17 protein-coding genes are annotated in these 22,018 nt (G+C 70.1%); 7 read left to right on the forward strand and 10 right to left on the reverse strand.

The genetic code is table 11. From position 1 onward, the window contains the following. The first annotated feature begins 11 nt into the window (after positions 1–11). Positions 12–692, forward strand: a complete 681-nt coding sequence (locus tag BLW27_RS11570; protein WP_089883438.1) for a molecular chaperone DjiA — start codon at positions 12–14, stop codon at positions 690–692. Between the two features lie 37 nt (positions 693–729). Beyond that, on the forward strand, positions 730–1,167 hold the full coding sequence (locus BLW27_RS11575; RefSeq protein ID WP_089883441.1) for a hypothetical protein: 438 nt from the start codon (positions 730–732) through the stop codon (positions 1,165–1,167). Here the strand turns inward: BLW27_RS11575 and ppx are convergent. The 4 genes from ppx to BLW27_RS11595 form a co-directional block, all read right to left on the reverse strand. Then, on the reverse strand, positions 1,164–2,711 hold the full coding sequence (ppx, locus tag BLW27_RS11580) for an exopolyphosphatase (protein ID WP_089883443.1): 1,548 nt from the start codon (positions 2,709–2,711) through the stop codon (positions 1,164–1,166). The genes BLW27_RS11575 and ppx overlap by 4 nt on opposite strands. Before the next feature lie 91 nt (positions 2,712–2,802). Further along, positions 2,803–4,977, reverse strand: a complete 2,175-nt coding sequence (locus tag BLW27_RS11585; RefSeq protein WP_089883586.1) for an RNA degradosome polyphosphate kinase — start codon at positions 4,975–4,977, stop codon at positions 2,803–2,805. A 46-nt stretch (positions 4,978–5,023) separates the two neighbouring features. Then, positions 5,024–5,725 (reverse strand): P-loop NTPase family protein, encoded by a 702-nt coding sequence (locus BLW27_RS11590; protein ID WP_089883445.1) that lies wholly within the window; start codon positions 5,723–5,725, stop codon positions 5,024–5,026. Then, positions 5,722–6,813: an AI-2E family transporter gene (locus BLW27_RS11595; protein WP_089883588.1), complete on the reverse strand. Its 1,092-nt coding sequence runs from the start codon at positions 6,811–6,813 to the stop codon at positions 5,722–5,724. Before BLW27_RS11595 ends, BLW27_RS11590 begins: the two co-directional genes overlap by 4 nt. 128 nt (positions 6,814–6,941) lie before the next feature. Between BLW27_RS11595 and proS the strand changes: the two genes are divergently transcribed. Then, on the forward strand, positions 6,942–8,285 hold the full coding sequence (proS, locus tag BLW27_RS11600; protein ID WP_089883447.1) for a proline--tRNA ligase: 1,344 nt from the start codon (positions 6,942–6,944) through the stop codon (positions 8,283–8,285). 182 nt (positions 8,286–8,467) lie between these two features. On the opposite strand, the gene glmM is transcribed toward proS, so the two are convergent. From glmM to BLW27_RS11630, 6 genes are all read right to left on the reverse strand, one after another. Next, positions 8,468–9,817, reverse strand: a complete 1,350-nt coding sequence (gene glmM / locus BLW27_RS11605; RefSeq protein ID WP_089883449.1) for a phosphoglucosamine mutase — start codon at positions 9,815–9,817, stop codon at positions 8,468–8,470. Beyond that, on the reverse strand, positions 9,807–10,838 hold the full coding sequence (gene folP / locus BLW27_RS11610; RefSeq protein WP_089883451.1) for a dihydropteroate synthase: 1,032 nt from the start codon (positions 10,836–10,838) through the stop codon (positions 9,807–9,809). Before folP ends, glmM begins: the two co-directional genes overlap by 11 nt. A gap of 40 nt (positions 10,839–10,878) precedes the next feature. Then, positions 10,879–11,817 carry a dihydroneopterin aldolase gene (locus BLW27_RS11615; protein ID WP_089883453.1) on the reverse strand — a complete coding sequence of 313 codons (939 nt, stop codon included), beginning with the start codon at positions 11,815–11,817 and terminating at the stop codon, positions 10,879–10,881. Positions 11,818–11,901: 84 nt separating this feature from the next. Beyond that, complete coding sequence (locus tag BLW27_RS11620; RefSeq protein ID WP_089883455.1) at positions 11,902–12,531, reverse strand: cell wall hydrolase; 630 nt, start codon at positions 12,529–12,531, stop codon at positions 11,902–11,904. A gap of 110 nt (positions 12,532–12,641) precedes the next feature. Next, the gene (locus tag BLW27_RS11625) at positions 12,642–15,197 is read right to left on the reverse strand and encodes a putative PEP-binding protein (RefSeq protein ID WP_089883457.1); all 2,556 of its coding nucleotides are present in this window, start codon (positions 15,195–15,197) and stop codon (positions 12,642–12,644) included. Positions 15,198–15,278: 81 nt separating this feature from the next. Beyond that, positions 15,279–17,087 (reverse strand): trypsin-like peptidase domain-containing protein, encoded by a 1,809-nt coding sequence (locus tag BLW27_RS11630; RefSeq protein WP_089883459.1) that lies wholly within the window; start codon positions 17,085–17,087, stop codon positions 15,279–15,281. Positions 17,088–17,233: 146 nt separating this feature from the next. On the opposite strand from BLW27_RS11630, the gene BLW27_RS11635 reads away from it, so the two are divergent. The 4 genes from BLW27_RS11635 to glyS all read left to right on the forward strand — a co-directional run bounded on the left by BLW27_RS11635 (position 17,234) and on the right by glyS (position 22,008). Continuing rightward, positions 17,234–18,163: a glycine--tRNA ligase subunit alpha gene (locus tag BLW27_RS11635; protein ID WP_089883461.1), complete on the forward strand. Its 930-nt coding sequence runs from the start codon at positions 17,234–17,236 to the stop codon at positions 18,161–18,163. A 54-nt stretch (positions 18,164–18,217) separates the two neighbouring features. Continuing rightward, a complete protein-coding gene (locus tag BLW27_RS11640) occupies positions 18,218–18,724 on the forward strand; it encodes a DUF6446 family protein (RefSeq protein WP_245710850.1) in 507 nt (168 codons plus the stop codon). A gap of 90 nt (positions 18,725–18,814) precedes the next feature. Beyond that, positions 18,815–19,672 (forward strand): DUF1206 domain-containing protein, encoded by an 858-nt coding sequence (locus BLW27_RS11645; RefSeq protein ID WP_089883464.1) that lies wholly within the window; start codon positions 18,815–18,817, stop codon positions 19,670–19,672. Between the two features lie 77 nt (positions 19,673–19,749). Next, positions 19,750–22,008: a glycine--tRNA ligase subunit beta gene (gene glyS / locus BLW27_RS11650; RefSeq protein WP_089883466.1), complete on the forward strand. Its 2,259-nt coding sequence runs from the start codon at positions 19,750–19,752 to the stop codon at positions 22,006–22,008. The last annotated feature ends 10 nt before the right edge of the window (positions 22,009–22,018 follow it).

Raw genomic sequence — 22,018 nt, forward strand, 5'->3', positions numbered from 1 at the left:
AGGATGACCCCATGTCGATCTGGACCCGCATTACCGATCTGGTCGAGGCGCTGCGCAGCGGCGAAGGCCTTGCCGCGCTCTTCGAGCGGCTGCGCACGCCGCCCGAGCGCACGGTCGCGTTCACCATCGCGGTGATCGCGCTGTCGGCCAAGATGGCCAAGGCCGACGGGCAGGTGACCCGTGCCGAGGTCACCGCCTTCCGCGAGGTGTTCCACATCCCCCCCGAGGACGAGCCCGGCGCCGCGCGCGTCTTCAACCTGGCGCGGCAGGACGTGGCGGGGTTCGAGGAATACGCCCGGCGAATCGGCGCCATGTTCGGCGACCGGAAGGACACACTGTGCGACCTGATGGAGGGGCTGTTCCACATCGCCCTGTCCGACGGCGCCTATCACCCGGCCGAGGATGCGTTCCTCGAGCGCGTGGCCGAGATCTTCGGCCTCGACCAGCGCCGCTTTGCCCGCCTGCGGGCGCGATTCGTGCCCGAAGCGCGGCGCGACCCTTACGCGATCCTGGGCGTCGATCCCGACACCCCGCTGCCCGAGATCCGCAAGGCCTGGCGCGGACTGGTGCGCGAAAGCCACCCCGACGCGATGATCGCGCGCGGCGTCCCCCCCGAGGCGGTGAAGCTGTCCGAGAAGCGGCTGATCGACATCAACCGCGCGTGGGAGGAAATCTCGCGCCAGGCCGCCTGAGGATTGCGCGAGCGCGCCGCGGCCCTATCTTCAGGGCATGACACGCATCGCAGCCTTCGCCCTGACCGCGCTTCTGTCCGCCACGCCGCTGGCCGCGCAGGAGCCGTTGCAGGACCAGCCCGTGCCCGAACCCTCCGAGGAGTCCGAAAGCTTCCGGATGATGGAGGAGGGCGCGCGCACCTTCTTCCGCGGCCTGATGGGAGAGATGGAGCCCGCGCTGGAGGGCCTGCAGGGCATGACCGAGCAGATGCGCCCCGCGCTGCGCGACTTCGTGGCCGAGATGGGCCCCGCCTTCCGCGACCTGATGACCGAGGTCGAGGACTGGTCGGTCTACCACGCGCCCGAGATCCTGCCCAATGGCGACATCATCATCCGCCGGCGCGAGCCGCTGGAGGACGCGCCGGACGGCGTGCCCGACATCGCGCCGGGAACCGAGCCGCAGCCCGACAGCGAGACCGGCGAGATCGAACTCTAGCCCTCGATCTGAAGGTCGAAATTGTCGGAGCCCAGCGCCGATGCGAGGGATTTGAACCGCGCCTGCGTGACCTCGCCGTAAAGCGGCGCAAGCTCTTCGCTCAGGTTCAGCCGCAGCCGGCGCTGCGCGGGGTGCCAGTCCAGCCGCGCGTTCTTCTGCCCGGCATCCACCGACCACAGCATCGCGCCGAAGCGCATCGCCTTGCCCAGCACCTCGGCCTCGGTCTGGGCCTCGGGCGGCAGCAGGTCGTACAGTTCCTCGAACCGGGTGCCGTGCCGCTTGTTGCGGTAGCGGTGCAGCAGCGCCAGCCCCAGCCAGATGCGCTCGTGGTGCTTCAGCCCGCCGAGGTTGGCGCGCGTGGCGTAGTCGAAGCACACCTCGGCGCGGTAGTCGGGGTGCGCGCGCCAGCTGACGTCGTGCAGCAGGCAGGCGGCCCGCATCAGCCGCATCTGCGCCGGCTGCGCGTCGGGAAACAGCGGCAGCACGAAGTGGTACAGCGTCCGGCCGAAGCCGGGCATGCGCGCGTCCTTCTTCTCGGCGAAGCGGCAGGCCTCGATCAGCGGATCCCGGTCGCGCAGTTCCTGCGGCATCTGCTCGAACAGCAGCCCCTCGCGGATGCCGTAGGACGAGATCGCGATGTCCTTCGGCTGGAACGTCTCGATCAGCTGGCTGAGCACCTCGGATGCGTAGGGAACAAGCGCCATCCGCGACGAGGACAGGCCGCAGGCGTGGCGCAGCGAGTCCAGGTCCGCGGCCTCGATGAAGGCGACTGTCTCGCGCACGGCGTCGGCGTCCATGCGGTATTCGTGCAGCACGTGCAGCGGATAGCCGCGCCGCTCCATGTCGATGCGCGCGATGGCGCGCCAGCTGCCGCCGACGAGGAACAGCCGGTCGCGCTGGGCGCCCATGTGCTGGGCCAGCGGTGCCATCGTCTGGCGGATGTACTTCTCGCGCGCCTTCTTGCCGCCCTCGAGATCCTTGAACTTCAGCGGACCGAGGGCAGAGGTCATGCGCTTGCCGACGCGGCCGCCGTGGATCTCGGCCAGTTCCATCGACGAGCCGCCGATGTCGCAGACCAGCCCGTAGCTGCCCGGCCAGCCCAGCAGCACGCCCTGCGCCGACAGCCGCGCCTCTTCCTCGCCGTCGATGACGTGGATCTTCAGCCCGGTCTCGGATTCCAGCTGCTTGCGGAATTCGGGTCCGTCCTCGGCGTCGCGCATCGCGGCGGTGGCGACCACCGTCAGCGGCGGCAGCTCCATCCCCCGCGCCAGCAGGCGGAACCGCTTCAGCGCGGCCAGCGCGCGCTCGCGCCCTTCGGGGTTCAGGCGGCCGGTCTCGGCCATGCCGGCGCCGAGGGCGCACATGATCTTCTCGTTGTAGAAATAGGCCGGGCTGCGCGCGGCGCCGTTGAACACGACCAGCCGGACCGAGTTTGAGCCGATGTCGACCACGCCCACACGGGCGAGCGCGCGGGCCGAGGCATCGTCGAAGAGCGGTCGCCCGAACGGGCCCCAATCCGGTTCGGTGGTGGTGTCGCCGTCCACGTCGTCATCCCCACTTAGGCGCCCCTACGTAGAACCGACCGGGCGGCGGGGTCAATCGCCCGTTCGCGGCCCTGCCGCCGGGGGGCGGCGCTCAATCCTCGGTATGGGTCAGCTTGGGCACGTCGCCCGCCCCGGCCGAGCCGCGGCCCGACAGCGAGGGGTTCTCCATGAAGAAACGATGGCAGTTGAACGCGAAGACGCCCTCTGGCACCGGCTCGCGGGTGAAATGCCCCTCGGGCGCCATGACCCAGCTTTGCGCCGTGTCGGCAAGGTTCGCGGCCATGATCTGGCTGACGATCTGCGCCTTCACGGTGGCGTTGTGGATCTCGACGCCGGTTTCCACCCGGCGGTTGAGGTTGCGCCCCATCCAGTCCGCCGAGGACAGGAACACCCGTGCCTTGGCGTGCGGCAACCCGTGGCCGTTGCCGAAGCAGATGATGCGCGAATGCTCCAGGTATCGCCCGACGATGGATTTCACGCGGATGTTGTCCGACAGGCCCTTCACCCCCGGCCGCAGCCCGCAGATGCCCCGGATCACGCAGTCGATCCGCACGCCGGCCTGGCTGGCGGCGTAGAGCGCGTCGATCATGTCGGATTCGATCAGCGAGTTCAGCTTGATCCAGATCTGCGCCGGCCGACCCGCCCGGGCATGCTCGGCCTCGGCCGCGATCAGGTCCAGCATCCCCTGCTTGAGGCTGTGCGGCGAGATGTAGATGTTCTCGAGCCCCGCCGGCATGGCGTAGCCGCTGAGGTAGTTGAAGATCTTCGCGGCATCCCGCCCCAGCGCCGCGTCGCAGGTGAAGAACGACAGGTCGGTGTAGATCTTGGCCGTGATGGGATGGTAATTGCCGGTGCCCCAGTGGGTGTATGTCACCAGCTTGCTGCCCTCGCGGCGGACCACCTGGCTGATCTTGGCGTGGGTCTTCCAGTCGAGAAATCCGTAGACCACATGCGCGCCCGCGCGCTCCAGCCGGCGAGATTGCCGGATATTGGCGGCCTCGTCGAAACGGGCCTTCAGTTCCACCAGCGCGGTGACGGATTTCCCGTCCTCGGCCGCCTCGCACAGCGCCTCGACGATCGGAGAGTTGCGCGAGGTTCGGTACAGCGTCTGCTTGATCGCCACCACGTTCGGATCGCGTGCCGCGCGGCTGATGAAACGCACCACCATGTCGAACGTCTCGTAGGGGTGGTGCAGCAGCATGTCCTTCTGCGCGATGGCGGCGAACATGTCGCCCTCGTGGTCCTGCACGCGCTCGGGGACGCGGGGCGTGAAGCTGGGCCACAGCAGGTCGGGCCGCGACTCGAGCACCAGTTCCTTGAGGTCCGCCGCCCCCAGCATCCCGTCGAGTTCGATCACCTCGTCCTCGTTCACGTGCAGCTCGCGCATGACGATCCGGCGCAGGCCGGCGGGCGCGCCGCGCGAGACCGTCAGGCGCACCACCTCGCCGCGGCGGCGGCGCTTCAGCGCGACCTCGAACTCGCGCACCAGGTCCTCGGCCTCTTCCTCGACCTCGATGTCGCTGTCGCGCAGCACGCGGAACCCGAAGTGATCCTTCACGATGTAGCCGGGGAACAGGCTGTCGATGTGCAGCAGCAGCACGTCTTCGAGCAGGATGAAGCGGCTTTCGCCCTTTTCCGCCGGCAGCACCATGAACCGATCGATCTGCGCCGGGATCGGCAGCAGCGCCTGCAGCCCGCGCCCGTCGCGTTCGCGTTCCAGCTGCAGCGCCAGGCAATAGCCCATGCTGGCGATGAACGGGAAAGGGTGCGCGGGGTCGATGGCCAGCGGCGACAGCACCGGGAAGACCTGCGCCAGGAACGTCTCGGCCAGGAAGGCGCGGTCCGCGTCGGTCAGCGCGTCGCGCCGGACGATCGTGATGCCCTGCTCGGACATCAGCGCGCGCAATTCCCCCAGCACGCGCTGCTGCGCACCCATCAGCCGGCGGGCGTCGGCGTCGATCAGCTCCAGCTGCTGGGCCGGCGTCAGGCCGTCGTCGGCCGGGCTGGTATTGCCCGCCTGCGCCAGTTCGCGCAGGCCCGCCACGCGGACGGTATAGAACTCGTCGAGGTTCGCCGACGAGATCGACAGGAAGCGCAGCCGCTCCAGCAGCGGCACGCGGGTATTCTCGGCCTCCTCCAGCACGCGCCAGTTGAAGCCCAGCCAGGACAGCTCGCGGTTGACGAAGCGCCCCGGCCCGGACAGGTCCAGGCCCTCGATCTCGACCGCCGGCGGAAGCGGCGACTTGAGGAAATCGGCATTGGTCATGGCGGGGTTGTCGGGCCCCGATGCAACGGTTTCGTGACGCACGGGTTCAGGATCGGCCATCGGGGCGGCCTTCAGCAAGGGTTTCGAGGACGCGCATCGCCAGGGGCCGCGTGATCGCCCCCTTGCGCGCCAGCGCCGCGCGGTCCAGCGCTTCGACGATGCGCTGCGCCGCGCGATAGCTGCGCGGCATGCGCGTCAGCAGGTAGGGAATCACGTCGGGCGCGGGCACGGTCTGATGATCGCCGAACAGCTTGGCCAGCAGCGCCGCCAGCAGCGTGTCGTCGGGCTCGGGCAGAGCGACGGCCTGCGTGCCCAGCATCCGGCTGCGCAGGTCGGGCAGCGTCAGCGACCAGTGGTTCGGCGCCCGCCGCGCGGTCAGCAGCAGCGCGTGCCCCTCGGCCAGCACCAGGTTGTGCAGGTGGAACAGCGCGGCCTCGGCCCCGGCGTCGCCTGCGATTCGGTCCGCGTCCTCGACGCAGACCGACCTGTCCGCCAGCGCGGCGATGTCGGCGTCCGCCAGCGTGTCGGCCGGCACGATGCGCGCGCCGCTCTGCGCCGCCCAGACATGCGCCAGGTGCGACTTGCCGGCGCCTTCCGGCCCCGTCAGCACGCATTTGCGCGACGCCCAGGTCGGCCAGGCCTCGATCACCGCCACCGCCATCGCGTTTGCGGGCGAGACGAAGAAGTCCTCGCGCCCAAGCGCCGTGCGCGCGGGCAGTGGAAGCGGAAGCTGGCGGATGGCGGTCATGGCAGGTCGCGGTCGATTGCGGGGCGGCCGGATTCGGATGCGACCCCACCGTAAAGCTGAGACTCCTTGTAACGCCGCGCGACGAACCGCGCCAGAACGCCCAGCGCAGCGGCCAAGGGCACCGCCACCAGAAGGCCCACGAACCCGAAGAGCGAGCCGAACACCGTCAGCGCCAGCAGCAGCCAGACCGGGTGCAGCCCTACGCTGCCGCCCACCCAGCGCGGCGTCAGCACGTTGCCCTCGATGAACTGGCCGGACTGGAAGATCGCCCAGACCACGATGATCCAGATCCAGTCGCCCCAGAACTGGAACAGCGCCAGCCCGATCGCCAAGGCACCGCCGACGATCGCGCCCACGTAGGGGATGAAGGTCAGCAGGCCCGCGACCACGCCCACCACCAGCCCGAACTGCAGGCCCACCAGCCACAGCGCCACCGCGTAATACACCCCCAGCGCCAGGCAGACCGAGCCCATGCCCCGTACGAACCCCGCCAGCACCGCATCGACCTCGCGCGCGAGCTGGCGGATCGTGTCGACGTGATCGCGCGGCAGCAGGTCGTCGACGCGGGCGACCATGTTGTCCCAGTCGACCAGCATGTAGATCGCCACCACCGGCACGATCACGAACAGCAGGATCACGCTCAGCAGCGACGCGGCCGAGCTCAGCGCCGTCTGGACCAGCTGGCCGCCGCGCTCGCGGATCGTGTCGCCGATGCCCACCAGCGCCACGCGGACCGAGCTGTCCTCGTCCATGATCTGCGGAAAGCGGCCGGTCAGGAAGGTTTGCAGGTCGCGGAACAGCTGCGGGGCGAGGTCGACCAGCTGCACGGTCTGCTGCACCAGCGCCGGCACCACCGCCAGCGCGATCACCACGAACAGCACCAGCGCGGCGAAGGTGATGACCGCCACGGACAGCACGCGGCTCAGGCCCAGCCGCTCCAGCCGGTCGGCCAGCGGGTCCAGCGCATAGGCGATCGCGCCGCCCAGGATGAACGGCAGCAGGACGTCGCCCAGCAGCCACAGGACCACGGCCAGCACCGCCAGCGCGATACCCCAGTATTTCAGCTGTTCCCTGACGGGCAGCGCCATGGCGTCCGATCCTTGCGTTTCACCCTTCATCGCCTGCACGAACGCCTCGCGCAAGGCCCGAGGGTCCCTTGCCAAGTCCCGGCCCTTGCGCCACAACCGGCGCGCATCCGAGACGCGAAGGGGAGCCCATGCGCCTGTCGAGATATTTCCTGCCGGTTCTCAAGGAAACGCCGTCCGAGGCGCAGATCGTCAGCCACCGCTACATGCTGCGCGCCGGCATGATCAAGCAGGCCAGCGCAGGCATCTATTCGTGGCTGCCGCTGGGCTACAAGGTCCTGCGCAACATCGAGGCGATCGTCCACGAGGAGCAGCAGCGCGCGGGCCACATCCCGATGCTGATGCCGACGCTGCAATCGGCGGACCTGTGGCGCGAAAGCGGCCGCTACGACGCCTACGGCCCCGAGATGCTGCGCATCCGCGACCGACAGGACCGCGACATGCTGTACGGTCCCACCAACGAGGAACTGATCACCGACATCTTCCGCAGCCACGTCAGCAGCTACAAGGACCTGCCGCTGACGCTCTACCACATCCAGTGGAAGTTCCGCGACGAGATCCGGCCGCGTTTCGGCGTCATGCGGGGCCGCGAGTTCCTGATGAAGGACGGCTACAACTTCGACCTCACGAAAGAGGACGCGCTGCACGCCTACAACCGCCACCTGGTCAGCTACCTGCGCAGCTACGAGCGGATGGGGCTTCAGGCGATTCCGATGCGAGCCGACAGCGGCCCGATCGGCGGCGACGACACGCACGAATTCCTCGTGCTCGCCGAGACCGGCGAGTCGGAGGTGTTCTACGATTCCGAGATCACCGACCTGAAGTTCGGCGACCGTGCCATCGACTACGACGACCACGCCCAGTGCCGCGCCGTGCTCGAGGAATTCACCTCGCGTTACGCCCGCACCGACGAGACCCACGACGAGGCGCTGTTCAACCAGGTCCCCGAGGAACGCCGCCGCACCGCGCGCGGCATCGAGGTCGGGCAGATCTTCTACTTCGGCACGAAATACTCCGAGCCGATGGGCGCCACGGTGCAGGGGCCCGACGGGCAGGCGGTCCCGGTGCACATGGGCAGCCACGGCATCGGCGTCTCGCGCCTGCTGGGCGCGATCATCGAGGCCAGCCACGACGACAGGGGCATCATCTGGCCCGAGGGCGTCACGCCCTTCCATTGCGGCATCGTGAACCTGAAATCCGGTGACGAGGCCGCCGACGCGGCCTGCCGGTCGATCTACGATTCGCTGACCGCGCTGGGGCTCGAGCCGCTCTACGACGATACCGACGACCGGGCCGGCGCCAAGTTCGCCACGATGGACCTGATCGGCCTGCCGTGGCGCATCACGGTCGGGCCGCGCGGGCTCAAGAACGGCGTGGTCGAACTGACCAGCCGCCGTACCGGCACCAGCGAGGAGCTGCCCCCCGAGCAGGCCGTCGAGCGCATCGCGCAGATCTACGGCAAGGCCTCCGCCTAAAGCGCCGGCCGGCCAGGCGGCCGGCCTGCTTCGTCTGTCCCGAAGGATTCCAAGGAGCCCGCGAAGCGGGCGGGGGCAGAGCGCCCATTCCCGTGTCTGCCCGCTGCGCCGACGGGGCAGAACCCCGATTCCCTTGCTCGTCCGCAGCGCGGACTGGGGCACCGGCGGGGCGGGCGCCGCCCCTAGCGGGCCGCGACCGCCTCGACCTCGGCGATGATACCCGACACGATCTCGTTCATCAGGGCCGAATCCTCGCATTCCGCCATGACGCGGATCAGCGGCTCGGTCCCCGACTTGCGGATCAGCAGCCGGCCCTTGCCGTCCAGCACCGCCTCGGCCTCGGCGATGGCGGCGCGGACCGAAGCGTTCTCCAGCGGCGCCTGCGCGGGATCGTAGCGCACGTTTCGCAGCAATTGCGGCACCAACTCGAAGCTGGCCGCCAGTTCGGACGCCGGCTTTCCGGAGCGCGCCATCTCGGTCAGGAATTGCAGTGCGGCCATGAGCCCGTCGCCGGTGGTCGCGTAATCGGTCATCACGATGTGGCCCGACTGCTCGCCGCCCAGGTTCCAGCCGCCCTTGCGCATCGCCTCGACGACGTAGCGGTCGCCGACCTGCGTGCGCTCCAGCCGCAGGCCGCGCCCGGTCAGGAAGCGCTCCAGCCCGAGGTTCGACATCACCGTCGCGACCACGGTGCCGCCTTTCAGGCGGTCCTCCTCCTCCCAGCGGGCGGCCATCAGCGCCATGATCTGGTCGCCGTCCGCGATGGTGCCGTTCTGGTCGATCAGGACGATCCGATCCGCGTCGCCGTCCAGGCAGATGCCCACGTCGGCGCCGGTCTCCAGGACCAGCGCCGCCGCCGCCTGCGGCTTGGTCGAGCCGCATTCCGCGTTGATGTTGTGCCCGTCGGGCTTGACCCCCATGGGGATCACGTCGGCGCCCAGTTCCCACAGGACCTCGGGCGCGGTGCGGTAGGCGGCGCCGTTGGCGCAATCGACCACGACCTTCATCCCGTCCAGCCGCAGGCCCGGCGGCAGGGTGGATTTCACCCGCTCCTGGTAGCGGAAGCGGCCGTCGTCGATGCGCTGGGCGCGGCCGATATTGGCCGGCGCCGCGGGTTCCACGCCCGCGTCCATCAGCGCCTCGATCTCGGTCTCGACCGCGTCGGACAGCTTGTAGCCGTCGGGGCCGAAGAACTTGATCCCGTTGTCGGCCGCCGGGTTGTGGCTGGCCGAGATCATGATCCCGAGGTCCGCGCGCATGGACGGCGTCAGCAGGCCCACCGCCGGCGTCGGCACCGGGCCCAGCAGCAGCACGTTCATGCCGGTGCTGGTCAGCCCGGCGGTCAGCGCGTTCTCGAACATGTAGCCCGACAGGCGTGTGTCCTTGCCGATCACCACGCGGTGCACGCCGTGATGCTCGTTGCGGAAATACCGCCCGACTGCGGCGCCCAGCTCCAGCGCAAGGTGCGCGGTCATGGGATGGGCGTTCGCGGTGCCGCGTACCCCGTCGGTTCCGAACAGCTTACGCGACATCGCTTTCTCCTTCGCTCAAAGCCGCCCGGACGCGCAGCGCCTGGACGGTCTCGGGCACGTCGTGAACCCGCAGGATCTGAGCCCCCCGCGCGGCGGCTTCCAGCGCCACCGCGACCGATCCGGGCATCCGGTCGGCGGGACGCTCGGTGCCGGTGATGGTGCCGATGAACCGCTTGCGCGAGGCACCGATCAGCACCGGGCATCCCAGCCCGTGAAACAGCGCCGACCCGGCCAGCAGCGCCAGGTTGTGCGCCTTCGTCTTGCCGAAGCCGATCCCCGGATCGACCACGATGTTCGCCCGCGGGATGCCCTGCGCCTCCAGCGCCTCGACCCGGCCGGCCAGCCAGTCGTAGACGTCCAGCAGCACGTCGTCGTAGCGCGGGTCGTCCTGCATGGTCTTCGGATCGCCCTTCGCGTGCATAACGCAGACCGGCAGGTCGCGATCCATCACGAGACCCGCCAGCGCCGGATCATGGAGCAGCCCCGAGACGTCGTTGACGATCGCCGCACCGGCGGCCACCGCCGCCTCGGCCACCGCGCGCTTGCGCGTGTCGATCGAGATCGGCGCGCCGAGATCCCCGGCCAGCGCCTCGATCACCGGCCGCGTGCGCTCGATTTCCAGTTCGTCCGCGATGGTGTCCGCGCCGGGCCGCGTGCTCTCTCCGCCGATATCGACGATGTCGGCACCCGCGGCGACCATGGCGCGCGCGTCCTGCGCCGCCGCGGCGGAGTCGCGCAGCCGGCCGCCGTCGGAAAAGCTGTCGGGCGTCACGTTGACGATGCCCATCACGCGGGAGCGGTCCATGGGCAGACCCGCCAGCGGCGCGCGCGGCGCGCTCAGCCGCTCCAGCCAGTCGCGCGGGATCTCCGCCACGGGCACCCGCCGGGGCGCGGCGTCGCGCGACAGGCGCACCGCCTCGGTGAACCACAGCCCGCCGCCGGCCAGCGGCACGGCGTCTTCCGGGCGCGGTCCGTCCCGTTGCGGCAGGGGGCGGAAATACTCAGGCAAGGAGGTGGTCATGCGTCCGGTGGTGGCCGATCCCGGCGCCTTTGGCAAGCGACTACAGCGCGCCGTCCTCCAGCGCGATGGCGCGCACCGGAACGGGCGCCGGCTCGGGCGCGGCCGCGCCCACGACCACGAGCTCGCGCGCCTCCATCGCGCCGGCGAACCACGCCGCCAGCGCCACCGCGTCGCGCGGCTGCGCCTGAGGGCCCTGCGTCGCGTCCAGCACGATCTTCGACGGCGCCCAGACGCAAAGCTGGCCGTTGCGCATCTCCCAGTCGAGTTCCGTTCGGGTGGCGACCACCTTGCAGCGCAAGTCGCGCGCGGCCAGACACCAGCCGTTCTGCTCGATCGCCAGCAGGTCGATGCGGCGCTGGGTCATCTTGTGGCCGGTCTGCGGCGCGGGCAGGTCGGGTGCGCCCACGCACAGCACCACCGGCGCGTCGCCCGCCAGCAGCGCGTCGATCCACGACGCCAGCCGCGGATCGGCGATCGCCTCGTTCGCCAGGAAGGCGATGCGCGGATGCGGCCGCTCGCGCGCAGCCTCGTCCGCCAGGGCGTCCAGGTGCTCGCCGAAATCGCGCCGCGTGCGGACGATCTCGACCCCCAGCGCGCCGGGGCCGCGGTCCAGCTTCTCGATCCGCACGAAGGCGCGCATCGCCTGCGGCTCGAGCAGGATGCGCTCGGCCACGCGCTCGGCCAGCGTTTCCAGAAGGTTCAGCCGCTCGGCGGCCAGTTCGTGCGCGATCGCCTCGCTCAGCCGGTCGTAGGACAGGATGCGGTCGACGTCGTCCTCGACCGGCGTGGCCAGCGGCGCTACCTCGACCACCACGTCGAAGCGCAGCCGCTGGGTGGTGCCGCGTTCGGTCTGAAAGGCGCCGATCTCGGCTTCCATCACCAGATCCCGGACCGAGATCCGGTCGCGCGGCGCCTCGCCTGCGGTGGCGATGGCGCGTTCCGAGGGGTGCGCGAAGGCTAGGCGGATCTCGTCGGCCATGGCGGGCTCCTGCAGGGCGGCCCGCGGCGGGCCTCGGGTGCCTTTGCCCGGCCGGGCCAAGGCGTCGTGCGGCCCGCCGAAGGCTCAGCGGCTCGTGGATCGCCAGGTGTGGCGATAGAACAGATGCGCGCCGATCTGCGCGGTGCGCTCGTAGACATTGGCCCAGTCGGGGTTCACGGCGGTTGTATGATAGTGGGTCGCGCCCTCGGTCAACCGGCCGGCCCGGCCGTCGAGCACGGCTCGCGCCACTTTGGCCACACGCTCCCAGGCGCGTTTCTCGTGCACGTCTTCGGGCAAGCCGTCGCAGGTATAGGTGAACTGGCAGGCGAACTTGCGCCCGGTGCCCTGCCGGACGACATCGCAGACGCTGTCGGGGAAGCGGCCGCTTTCGACGCGGTTCAGGATCACCTCGGCCACCGCGAACTGGCCGCGGATGGATTCGCCGCGGGCCTCGAAGTACAGTGCTTCGGCTAGGCATTCCCATTGGCTGTCGCCGGTAGCCTCGGGCTGGGTCGCCAGCCAGGCGGCGTCGTAGCGCGGCATCCTGGGGGCGTCCGGGCCCATCAGCAGGCGGCCCAGGTGGGCCGTCGCGGTATCGTCGAGCGCCCGGCGCTCGAGCGAGATCAGCTGCATCGCCTTGAGCCCGCCACCGTCGGCCAGCGCGCCAGAGGCGGGAAGAATCAGGAAAGATATGATCGCAAGTGCCCGTAACATAGGCGAAAACCTTCGGTCGTTGCACCGCCTTGCGAGCCTGAAGAGCACCGCAAAACGCTTGCTGGTTACCGAATGGTTACCATAACGTAAAGAATTTGAGCTTATTTGGGTTAATTTTGCCACGCATCGCGGATGGCCAACTGAGCCGCCGCCAGCCGCGCAACCGGAACCCGGAAGGGCGAACAGCTGACGTAATCCATTCCCGCCGCGCGGCAGAACGCAATCGACTCGGGGTTACCACCATGTTCGCCGCAGATCGACAGGGTAATGCCGGGCTTCGCGCGCCGCGCCCGTTCCGCCCCGATCGAGACCAGCTCGCCCACGCCCTCGTGGTCCAGCACGTGGAACGGATCCTCGCTGAAGACGCCCTCGGCCACGTAGGCCTGCATGAAGCGCCCGGCGTCGTCGCGCGACAGCCCGTAGGTCATCTGCGTCAGGTCGTTGGTGCCGAAGGACAGGAAGTGCACGTGCTGGGCGATGTCGCCGGCGCGCAGGCAGGCGCGCGGCGTCTCGACCATGACGCCCAGCCGGTAGGTGAAGTCGCGCCCGCGCTCGGTGCGTACCGCTGCGGCGACGGCGTCGATGCGCGCCCGGACAAGCTCGACCTCGCGCCGCGCCGAGACCAGCGGCAGCATGATCTCGGGCACCACCGGCGCGCCGTCGCGGCTGGCCTCCAGCGTCGCCTCGAAGATCGCGCGCGCCTGCATGTCGTAGATTTCCGGCACGGTGATGCCCAGCCGCACGCCGCGCAGGCCCAGCATGGGGTTGTATTCGCCCATCGCCTCGACCCGGCGGGTGACGTCGCTGACGGCCATGTCCAGCGCCTCGGCCAGGTCGCGCAGCCCGGCGCGGTCCGAGGGCAGGAATTCGTGCAGCGGCGGGTCGAACAGCCGGATGCAGACCGGCATGCCCTCCATGATGCGGAACAGCTCGACGAAGTCGCCGCGCTGCATCGGCAGCAGCAGCGCCAGCGCCTCCTGCCGGTCGGCGGGGCTGTCGGCGAAGATCATCTCGCGCATGGGCGTCAGGCGGTCGGCCTCGAAGAACATGTGCTCGGTCCGGCACAGCCCGATCCCCTGCGCGGCGAAATTGCGCGCGGTCTGCGCGTCGGCGGGCGTGTCGGCGTTGGCGCGGATGTCGATGTCGCGCGCCGCGTCGGCCCAGTCCATCAAAGTGGTGAAGGCATCGTCGAGCGCCGCCTCGACCATCGCGGGGCTGCCGGCGAGGATCTCTCCGGTGGTGCCGTCCACGGTGATGACGTCGCCCTCGCGGAAGACCCGGCCTTCGGTGTCGACGATCTGCCGCCGCTTGAAGTGGAAGCGGATGCGCGACGCGCCCACCACGCAGGGCAGGCCGAGGCCGCGGCCGATCACCGCCGCGTGGCTGGTCATGCCGCCGCGCTCGGTCAGCACGGCCGCCGCCGCGTGCATGCCGCGGATGTCCTCGGGCGTGGTCTCGCGCCGGACCAGGATGCACGGCTCGTCGCGCGCGGCGCTGGCCTGCGCGTCGGCGGCGGTGAACACGATCCGCCCCGACGCGGCGCCGGGGCTGGCCGCGACGCCGCGGCCGATGACGGCGCGCGGCGCGCCGGGTGCGACCTGCCGGTGCAGCAGTTCCGACACCGCGCGCGGCTCGATCCGCATCACCGCCTCCGCGCGCGAGATCACGCCGTCCTCGGCCAGCCGCACGGCGATGCGCAGGCCCGCCCGCGCGCTGCGCGGCACGCGGATGCCGTCGAGGATGTGCACGCCGCCGTCCTCGATCGTGAACTCGATCTGCATCTCCTCGCGCAGCCGTTCGCGCATCCGCGCCGCGTGGCGCTTCAGGTCCTCGAAGGCCTGCGGCGCCAGCTCCTCCAGCGAGGGCCCGCGCGGGTCGCGGCCCAGGTACAGGCTCGCCAGCCCGTGCTCCAGCGCCTCGCGGCCCTGACTTTGCGACAGATAGCGCCCGGTGATCTGCGGCAGGCCGGTCTCGGGGTCGACCAGCTGCAGCACGCCCGAGCCGCATTCGCCGGGCCCCAGGCCCAGCGCCATCTCCTGCACCACCAGCCCCAGTCCCGCATCGGCCGGCGCACCGCGCGCCTGCCGCAGCAGCCGCGCGGTTGTGCCCTCCCACGCCCGCGCCATCGAGCGCAGAACCTCGGACAGCTGCACCACCGGGTCCTGCGGAAACGGCTCCTCGGCCTCGTCTTCGTAGGCGGCGAGCGCGGCGGCCAATGCGTCGGGATGGGTCGCGTCGCGCCCCTCGAAGCTGTCTGGATCCAGCCGCGCCACGTGCACCGCGTAGGATTCCACGAAGCGCAGGTACAGCGCGCGCGCCGCCGCCTCGCCCAGGCGCGGGGCCAGCGCGCGGCACCGCGCTTCGTTCATGCCGATGTTCAGAATCGCCCCCGGCCCGCCCCAGTCCGGATCGCCCGAGGACGGCCGCACGCAGAGCAGCGCGCCCGCGTGGAACCCGGCGACCAGCGCGGCGATGTCGGGCATCCGGCCGGCGGCGATGCCGTGGACCGTGTCGAAGGACAGCGCCACCGTGCGCGGCAGCGGCATCTCCAGCCGCACCAGCCGCTGCAGGCACTTCGCCCGGCCGCCATGCGTCACCGCCGCGACCGGGGCGGTGGGCGTGATCGGGGTCACGTGCGGATCGGGGGCGGTGGCGGCATCATCCATGCCGGCACCCTCGCCCCGATCCGCCCGCCGTGACAAGCCCGGACGACGCGTCGCCGGCCACGAGAGCCGGCGGCGCGGCCGTCAGTCCCAGCAGCTGACCAGCACGGTCATCTCGGCGCCCACGCGCGTCAGGTCCACCGGGTCCAAAGCCCCGCCGGCGCCGCCCGCCCGCGCGTCGATCCCGGCCCCGCGCAGGAAGGCCATGATCTCGTCGGTCTTGGCAGCGAAGCTGACATCCTGCGGCAGGCGGCGGTTGTCCTGGTCGTCGCGCGGCAGCAGCATGCCCAGCACCGCGCCGGCATCGTCGAGCACCGGACCCCCCGCATCGCCGGGCTGCGATGCCAGCGTCAGCCGCTTCAGCGCATCCTCGCCGCGCAGGCCCTGCATCTCCTCCAGCGTGCCGAAGGTCAGCGTCGGAGCGCCCAGCACGCCGCCGAAGGAATAGCCCGCGACGGCGACCTCGGATCGCAGGCGGGGCGGGTCGGCGCGGAACTGCGCCACCCGCCGCGGCGCAAGCGCGTCCTCGGGCCGCAGCACCGCCAGCCCGAGTTCCGCATCCTGCGCCACCACCTGTGCCTCGTGCTCGCTGTCCAGCGTCACGCGCGCGCAGCCCTGCACGCCCGCCGCGCTGGTCAGCACGCGGCCCGCGCGGTCGACGAAGAACCCCGAGGTCGAGCGCACCGGCTGGCGCACGCGCAGCCCCGCCACCAGGTCCACGGCCGGATCATCGGCAAGGGCGGCCGGCGCCTCCAGCACGCCGGGCCGGCGCTCGAAGCTCTCCTGCATGCGCGCCAGCACGCGGGTCCGTCGCGCCTCGTCGCCCGCCGGCCAGATCAGGGTAAAGCCCTTCAGCGCGCCGTCGGCCAGCCCGACCTCGGTATGGCTGACGATCGCGTCGTTCGCGCCCTTCAGAACGAAGCCGTCGTTGCTGCGGTTGCGTTCGCCTTCCAGCGGCACGATCTCGAGCGTCTGCATGATCTCGTAGAGCCCGCCCAGCGTCTGGCGGTCGCCGGGGCGGCTGATCAGCAGCACCCGCGCGCCAAGGTCGGTGGTCGGCTCGAACTTCGCGAAGGGCGGCTCGTAGCCGTCGAAGGCGACGACGCCCAGCGGGATCTCCATGGCGATGCCGGCGCGGTCGTCCACGTGGCGGGCAAATCCCAGCCCGTCGAAGACGGAATTGTATTGCTCCAGCACCTGGGCGCGCTGGGCCGTGGTCAGGATGCCCGTCGTCTCGTAGCCGTTCGCCTGCTGCCAGCTGCGCATGGCGTTGCGGGTGTTCGGCCCGAAGGCGGCGTCGATCCGGCCGCCGTAATGCCCGGCCCATTGCAGGGCGATCTGCAGCTGCTCGCGCTCGGCCCGCGTCAGCTCGCGCTCGGATGCGCGCGCCTGCTCGGGAGTTTCCGGCTCGGGCGCGGTGTCCCGTGCGGCCTGCTGCTGGGTGTCCTGCGCGTCCTGCGCACCGTCTTGGGCCGCGCCAAGCGCCTGCGCCAGCGCGTCCTCCGAGGACGAAGACCCGGACGCATCCAGCCGGGCCATGGTGCTGGCGCGATCCGCGCCCGGCGGCCAGACCTGTTCGTCGTAGCGTCCGGCGTCCTGCACGTAGCTGTCGGGCGGGATCTGGCCCCGGCCCTGCAGGTTCGCCAGCACGCGCTCGGCCTCGTCCTGGGTGTAGGGTCCCAGCGCGATGCCGTACCACCCGCCGCCCAGCGCGAAGCTGGCGGCGTTGTCGAAGACGTCGCCGTAGCTTCTCGCGGTCTCGCGCGCGCCGGTCAGGCTCGATTCCGCCTCGACCTGGATGAAGTATGCCTGCTGCTGTGCCCGTGCCTCGGTCTGCGCCGCAACGGTCAGCGCCCCCGCCAGCGCGAGCGCCGCCATCAATTTCTTTAGCATCGTCGGGTCTGCCTTTCCCGGTTGGTGCGATCCTGCCGCACGAGTGTTAACATAAGAGCGGTAACGTGCACCCCGAATCTGCGCCGTCTCATTGACCCCGAGGGCCGGCTTGCCCTATCAGGCGCGCGACCGGACCGGAGAGCGTCATGCAGGCAACGACCGACAGACCGCGCAGTTTCCAGGAAATCATCCTGCGGCTTCAAAGCTACTGGGCGGGAAAGGGCTGCGCGGTGCTTCAGCCTTACGACATGGAGGTCGGCGCGGGCACGTTCCACCCGGCGACGACCCTGCGCGCGCTGGGTCCGAACCCCTGGGCTGCGGCCTACGTGCAGCCCTCGCGCCGGCCCACCGACGGGCGCTACGGCGAGAACCCGAACCGGCTTCAGCACTATTATCAATTTCAGGTGATCATCAAACCGTCGCCCCCGGATCTGCAGGATCTGTACCTCGGATCGCTGGCCGCGATCGGCATCGACATGGGCCTGCACGACGTCCGCTTCGTCGAGGACGACTGGGAGAGCCCCACGCTCGGCGCCTGGGGCCTGGGCTGGGAGGTCTGGTGCGACGGCATGGAGGTGTCGCAGTTCACCTACTTCCAGCAGGTGGGCGGGCACGATTGCCACCCGGTCTCGGGCGAACTGACCTACGGGCTGGAACGTCTGGCGATGTACGTCCTCGGCGTCGATCACGTCATGGACATGCCCTACAACGATCCCGCCAGCCCGCAGCCGCTGACCTACGGCGATGTCTTCCACCAGACCGAGCAGGAATACTCCCGCTGGAACTTCGACGTGGCCGACACCGAGATGCTGCTGCGCCACTTCCAGGAGGCCGAGGCCGAATGCGCCCGCATCCTGGGCCAGGAGGAAGCCGACCCGCGGTCGGGCCAAGCGATCGTCATGGCGCACCCCGCCTACGACCAGTGCATCAAGGCGTCGCACATCTTCAACCTGCTCGACGCCCGCGGCGTGATCTCGGTCACCGAGCGGCAGGCCTATATCGGCCGGGTGCGCGCGCTGGCCAAGATGTGCGCCGACGCCTTCGCGCGCACCCCCGCGGGCGGCGCCGCGGCATGACCGGTCGCGCCCGCCGATCCGCGGCCTTCCCCTTCGTCCCGAGGAGATAGCGCCGTGCATGCCGGAAAAATCCTGGCCATCGTCCTGATCCTGTGCGCCATCGTCGCCGGGGCAGGGATGTACTACCTGCAGGTCTTCCACTATTACGAAGAGGCGCCGATGCAGGACAGCGTCCGCCTGACCGGCTCGGACGGCACGCCCATCGACCTGCCGGTGCGCGACTTCCGCGCGATCGACGCCGAAAGCTCGCCGATCCGGTTCCGCGCCTGCTTCCGCACCGATGCCAGCCTCGACACCCTCGACGCCGAGATCTACCCCCGCGCCATCCCGCGCCGCGGGCCGTTCTGGTTCGACTGCTTCGACGCCGACGCCGTCGGCGCCGCCATCGCCGAGGGCAGCGCCCGCGTCTTCACCGGCCAGCGCAACCTCGAATTCGGCATCGACCGCGTCGTGGCGATCACCAACAGCGGCCGCGGCTACATCTGGCACGAGGTCAACGAATGCGGCGACCGCGCCTACGACGGCACGCCGCTCGGCGAGGATTGCCCGCCCCGCGACTGACTTCCTCCGGCCGCGATGGAACCTGCACCGGGTCCGGGCGCTTTCCCCCCCGGAAGGGGCGCGTCCCGTGCCCGCGAAGGAGGCCTTCCAATGTCCGACAAAGCCCCCGCCTGGGTCGTTCCCGTCATGCAGGCCGGCTATGCCGCCCGCGCGATCGTCTATGTCACCGTCGGCGTGCTCGCGCTGCTCGCCTCGATCTACGGAGGGCAGGCGCAGGGCACCACCAACGCGCTCGCCGATCTGCGTGGGTCCTGGTGGGGCGTGCTGCTGCTTTGGATCGTCGGGCTCGGACTGCTGTGCTACGCCGCCTGGCGCTTCATCGACGCGTGGATGGACCTCGACACCTACGGCAGCGACGCCAAGGGCATCTTCGCCCGCCTCGCGCTCGTCGTCACCGGCCTCGTCCACGCGGCGCTGGGCATCTCGGCGCTTGGCCTCGCCATGGGCGACAGCAGCGGCGGCGGCAACGCCGAAAGCCTGACCGCCCGCGTCATGCAGATGCCCTATGGGCGCTGGCTGGTGGGCCTTATCGGCCTCGGCATCCTCGGCGCCGGTATCTACTACGCCTACAAGGGCTATTCCCGCCGCTACCAGAAGGACATCCGCACCAACCGGACCACGCTGAAGCTCGACCCGCTGATGCGCGGCGGCTTCCTCGCCGAGGGGCTCGTCGTGGGCATCGTCGGCGCGCTGGTCCTCTACGCCGCCTTCACCACGAACCCCGAACAGGCCGGCGGCATCGGCCAGGCGCTCACGGAGATCCGCTCGGTCGCCTATGGCCGCATCGCGCTGGGCATCGTCGCCCTCGGCCTGATCTTCTTCGGGATCGAGAACGCGGTCGAGGCGAAGTACCGCATCGTCAAGGCCCGCGCCGGCGACTCGGTCGAGACGCTGGCCCAGCGCGCCAAGAACTCGGCCGAGCGCGGCGCGCGCAAGGCCGGCGCTTGAGCCTCGCCTCATCCGCACTGGACCCCGGCGCCGGGGGCGGCTAACACGCCCCCGCAAATCCCAGCGCCGAGGCCCCAATGCCTGATCTCCTGATCGAGCTCTTTTCCGAGGAAATCCCTGCCCGCATGCAGGAAAAGGCCGCCGCCGACCTGCTCAAGGCGATGACCGACGGAATGGTCGACGCGGGCCTCACCTACGCGGGCGCCAAGGCCTTCGCCACGCCCCGCCGCCTCGCGCTGACCGTCCACGGCCTCACCGCCAACTCGCCCACGCTGCGCGAGGAACGCCGCGGGCCGAAGGTGGGCGCGCCCGACAAGGCGATCGAGGGCTTCTGCCGCGGCGCCGGCGTGTCGCGCGACCAGCTGGAAGAACGTGAGGACAAGAAGGGCGCCTTCTACTACGCCACCGTCACCACCCCCGGCCGCCAGGCGGCCGAGATCGTGGCAGAGCAGCTTGAAAAGACCGTCCGCAATTTCCCCTGGCCCAAGTCCATGCGCTGGGGCGCGGGCAGCTTGCGCTGGGTCCGCCCGCTGCATTCCATCCTGTGCATCCTCACCGACGACGCGGGCGAGGCCTCGGTCGTCCCGCTCGACATCGACGGCATCACGGCGGGCCGCGTCACAAGCGGCCACCGCTTCATGGGCGTCGCCCCGTTCGAGGTCTCGTCCTTCGAGGATTACGAGACCAAGCTGAAGCGCGCCAAGGTCATCCTGTCGACGGATGAGCGCGCCGAGACCCTGTGGAACGACGCCCAGCAGATCGCCTTCGCCCGAGGCTTGGAACTGGTCGAGGACAAGGGCCTGCTGCGCGAGGTCGCCGGCCTCGTCGAATGGCCCGTCGTCCTGATGGGCGAGATCGAGGACCGCTTCCTGTCGCTGCCTGCGGAAGTGCTGCAGACCTCGATGAAGGAACACCAGAAGTTCTTTTCCGTCCGCAATCCCGCCACCGGCCGGATCGAGAAATTCGTCACCGTCGCCAATATCGAGACGGCGGACCACGGCGCGACGATCCTCGCCGGCAACCAGAAGGTGCTGGCCGCGCGCCTGTCCGACGCCGCGTTCTTCTGGGAAAACGACCTGCGCACGGTCCGCGACCACGGCATGGAGCACTGGACCGACGGCCTCGCCAGCGTCACCTTCCACAACAAGCTGGGCAGCCAGAAGGACCGGGTAGAGCGCATCGCGGCCCTCGCCCGCGAGATCGCGCCCGTCGTGGGTGCGGACGCCGACGCGGCCGAGCAAGCCGCCCGCATCGCCAAGGCCGACCTGCAATCCGAGATGGTCGGCGAATTCCCCGAGCTTCAGGGCCTCATGGGCCGCTACTACGCCGAGGCCGCCGGCCTTCCGCCCGAAGTCGCCGCCGCGGCGCAGGAGCATTATTCCCCGCTTGGCCCCACCGACTCCGTGCCCTCGGCGCCTGTCTCGGTCGCCGTCGCGCTGGCCGACAAGCTGGACACGCTCACCGGCTTCTGGGCCATCGACGAGAAGCCCACCGGCTCGAAAGACCCCTACGCCCTGCGCCGCGCCGCGCTGGGCGTGATCCGGCTGGTGCTGGGGAACGGGGTGCGTTTCTCGCTAGAGCGGCAAATACTATTGGCGCTCTTTCGGGTAGAGAAACTGTTTGCGAAGTTAAGCGCAGGCGATCCGAATACACCGCTAAATCTTAGGAGGCGCTACGCGGCCTCCACTGGATTGGATGAAGATCGCCTTCGCACCCTTGAGTTCGAAACTATCGATCTTGATGAGTTGAAGAAGCAAATCGATAGCTGGAGCGCAGTTCGGAAAGAGGATCTGGTCGAGTTTCAGCTTGCCGGCGACCTCCTCGCCTTCTTCCACGACCGCCTCAAGGTCCACCTCCGCGACGAGGGCATCCCGCACGACGTGATCGACGCTTGCCTTGCCATGCCGGGCAACGACGACCTCACCCTGCTGGTCAAACGCGCCGAGGCGCTCGCCGCCTTCCGCAAGACCGACGACGGCGAAAACCTCGTGCAGGGCTTCAAGCGCGCCAACAACATCCTGACCCAGGCCGAGGAGAACGACGGCGTCGAATACTCCTTCGGCGCCGATCCGAAATTCGCCGAGGCCGACGAGGAACGCGCGCTCTTCGACGCGCTGCAACAGGCCGAAGGCCGGATCGCCCCCGCCATGCGGGACGAGGATTTCGCCACCGCCATGCAGGCGATGGCCGGCCTGCGCGCGCCCATCGACGCCTTCTTCGAGGCGGTGCAGGTCAACACCGACAACCAGATCGTGCGGCGCAACCGGCTCAACCTGCTGGGGATGATCCGCAAGGTCTGCCTTCAGGCCGCCGACCTGACGAAGCTGGAAGGCTAGGGCGCGGCGG

The sequence above is a fragment of the Citreimonas salinaria genome, from assembly GCF_900107235.1.
GTDB lineage: Bacteria > Pseudomonadota > Alphaproteobacteria > Rhodobacterales > Rhodobacteraceae > Citreimonas > Citreimonas salinaria.

What these genes read in the sequence shown, in the direction of transcription:
- BLW27_RS11570 (WP_089883438.1), top strand. Translation starts at nt 12, where the DNA reads ATGTCGATCTGGACCCGCATTACCGATCTGGTCGAGGCGCTGCGCAGC.
- BLW27_RS11575 (WP_089883441.1), top strand. Translation starts at nt 730, where the DNA reads ATGACACGCATCGCAGCCTTCGCCCTGACCGCGCTTCTGTCCGCCACG.
- BLW27_RS11585 (WP_089883586.1), bottom strand. Translation starts at nt 4,977, where the DNA reads ATGACCAATGCCGATTTCCTCAAGTCGCCGCTTCCGCCGGCGGTCGAG.
- BLW27_RS11590 (WP_089883445.1), bottom strand. Translation starts at nt 5,725, where the DNA reads ATGACCGCCATCCGCCAGCTTCCGCTTCCACTGCCCGCGCGCACGGCG.
- BLW27_RS11595 (WP_089883588.1), bottom strand. Translation starts at nt 6,813, where the DNA reads ATGGCGCTGCCCGTCAGGGAACAGCTGAAATACTGGGGTATCGCGCTG.
- proS (WP_089883447.1), top strand. Translation starts at nt 6,942, where the DNA reads ATGCGCCTGTCGAGATATTTCCTGCCGGTTCTCAAGGAAACGCCGTCC.
- glmM (WP_089883449.1), bottom strand. Translation starts at nt 9,817, where the DNA reads ATGTCGCGTAAGCTGTTCGGAACCGACGGGGTACGCGGCACCGCGAAC.
- folP (WP_089883451.1), bottom strand. Translation starts at nt 10,838, where the DNA reads ATGACCACCTCCTTGCCTGAGTATTTCCGCCCCCTGCCGCAACGGGAC.
- BLW27_RS11615 (WP_089883453.1), bottom strand. Translation starts at nt 11,817, where the DNA reads ATGGCCGACGAGATCCGCCTAGCCTTCGCGCACCCCTCGGAACGCGCC.
- BLW27_RS11620 (WP_089883455.1), bottom strand. Translation starts at nt 12,531, where the DNA reads ATGTTACGGGCACTTGCGATCATATCTTTCCTGATTCTTCCCGCCTCT.
- BLW27_RS11625 (WP_089883457.1), bottom strand. Translation starts at nt 15,197, where the DNA reads ATGGATGATGCCGCCACCGCCCCCGATCCGCACGTGACCCCGATCACG.
- BLW27_RS11630 (WP_089883459.1), bottom strand. Translation starts at nt 17,087, where the DNA reads ATGCTAAAGAAATTGATGGCGGCGCTCGCGCTGGCGGGGGCGCTGACC.
- BLW27_RS11635 (WP_089883461.1), top strand. Translation starts at nt 17,234, where the DNA reads ATGCAGGCAACGACCGACAGACCGCGCAGTTTCCAGGAAATCATCCTG.
- BLW27_RS11645 (WP_089883464.1), top strand. Translation starts at nt 18,815, where the DNA reads ATGTCCGACAAAGCCCCCGCCTGGGTCGTTCCCGTCATGCAGGCCGGC.
- glyS (WP_089883466.1), top strand. Translation starts at nt 19,750, where the DNA reads ATGCCTGATCTCCTGATCGAGCTCTTTTCCGAGGAAATCCCTGCCCGC.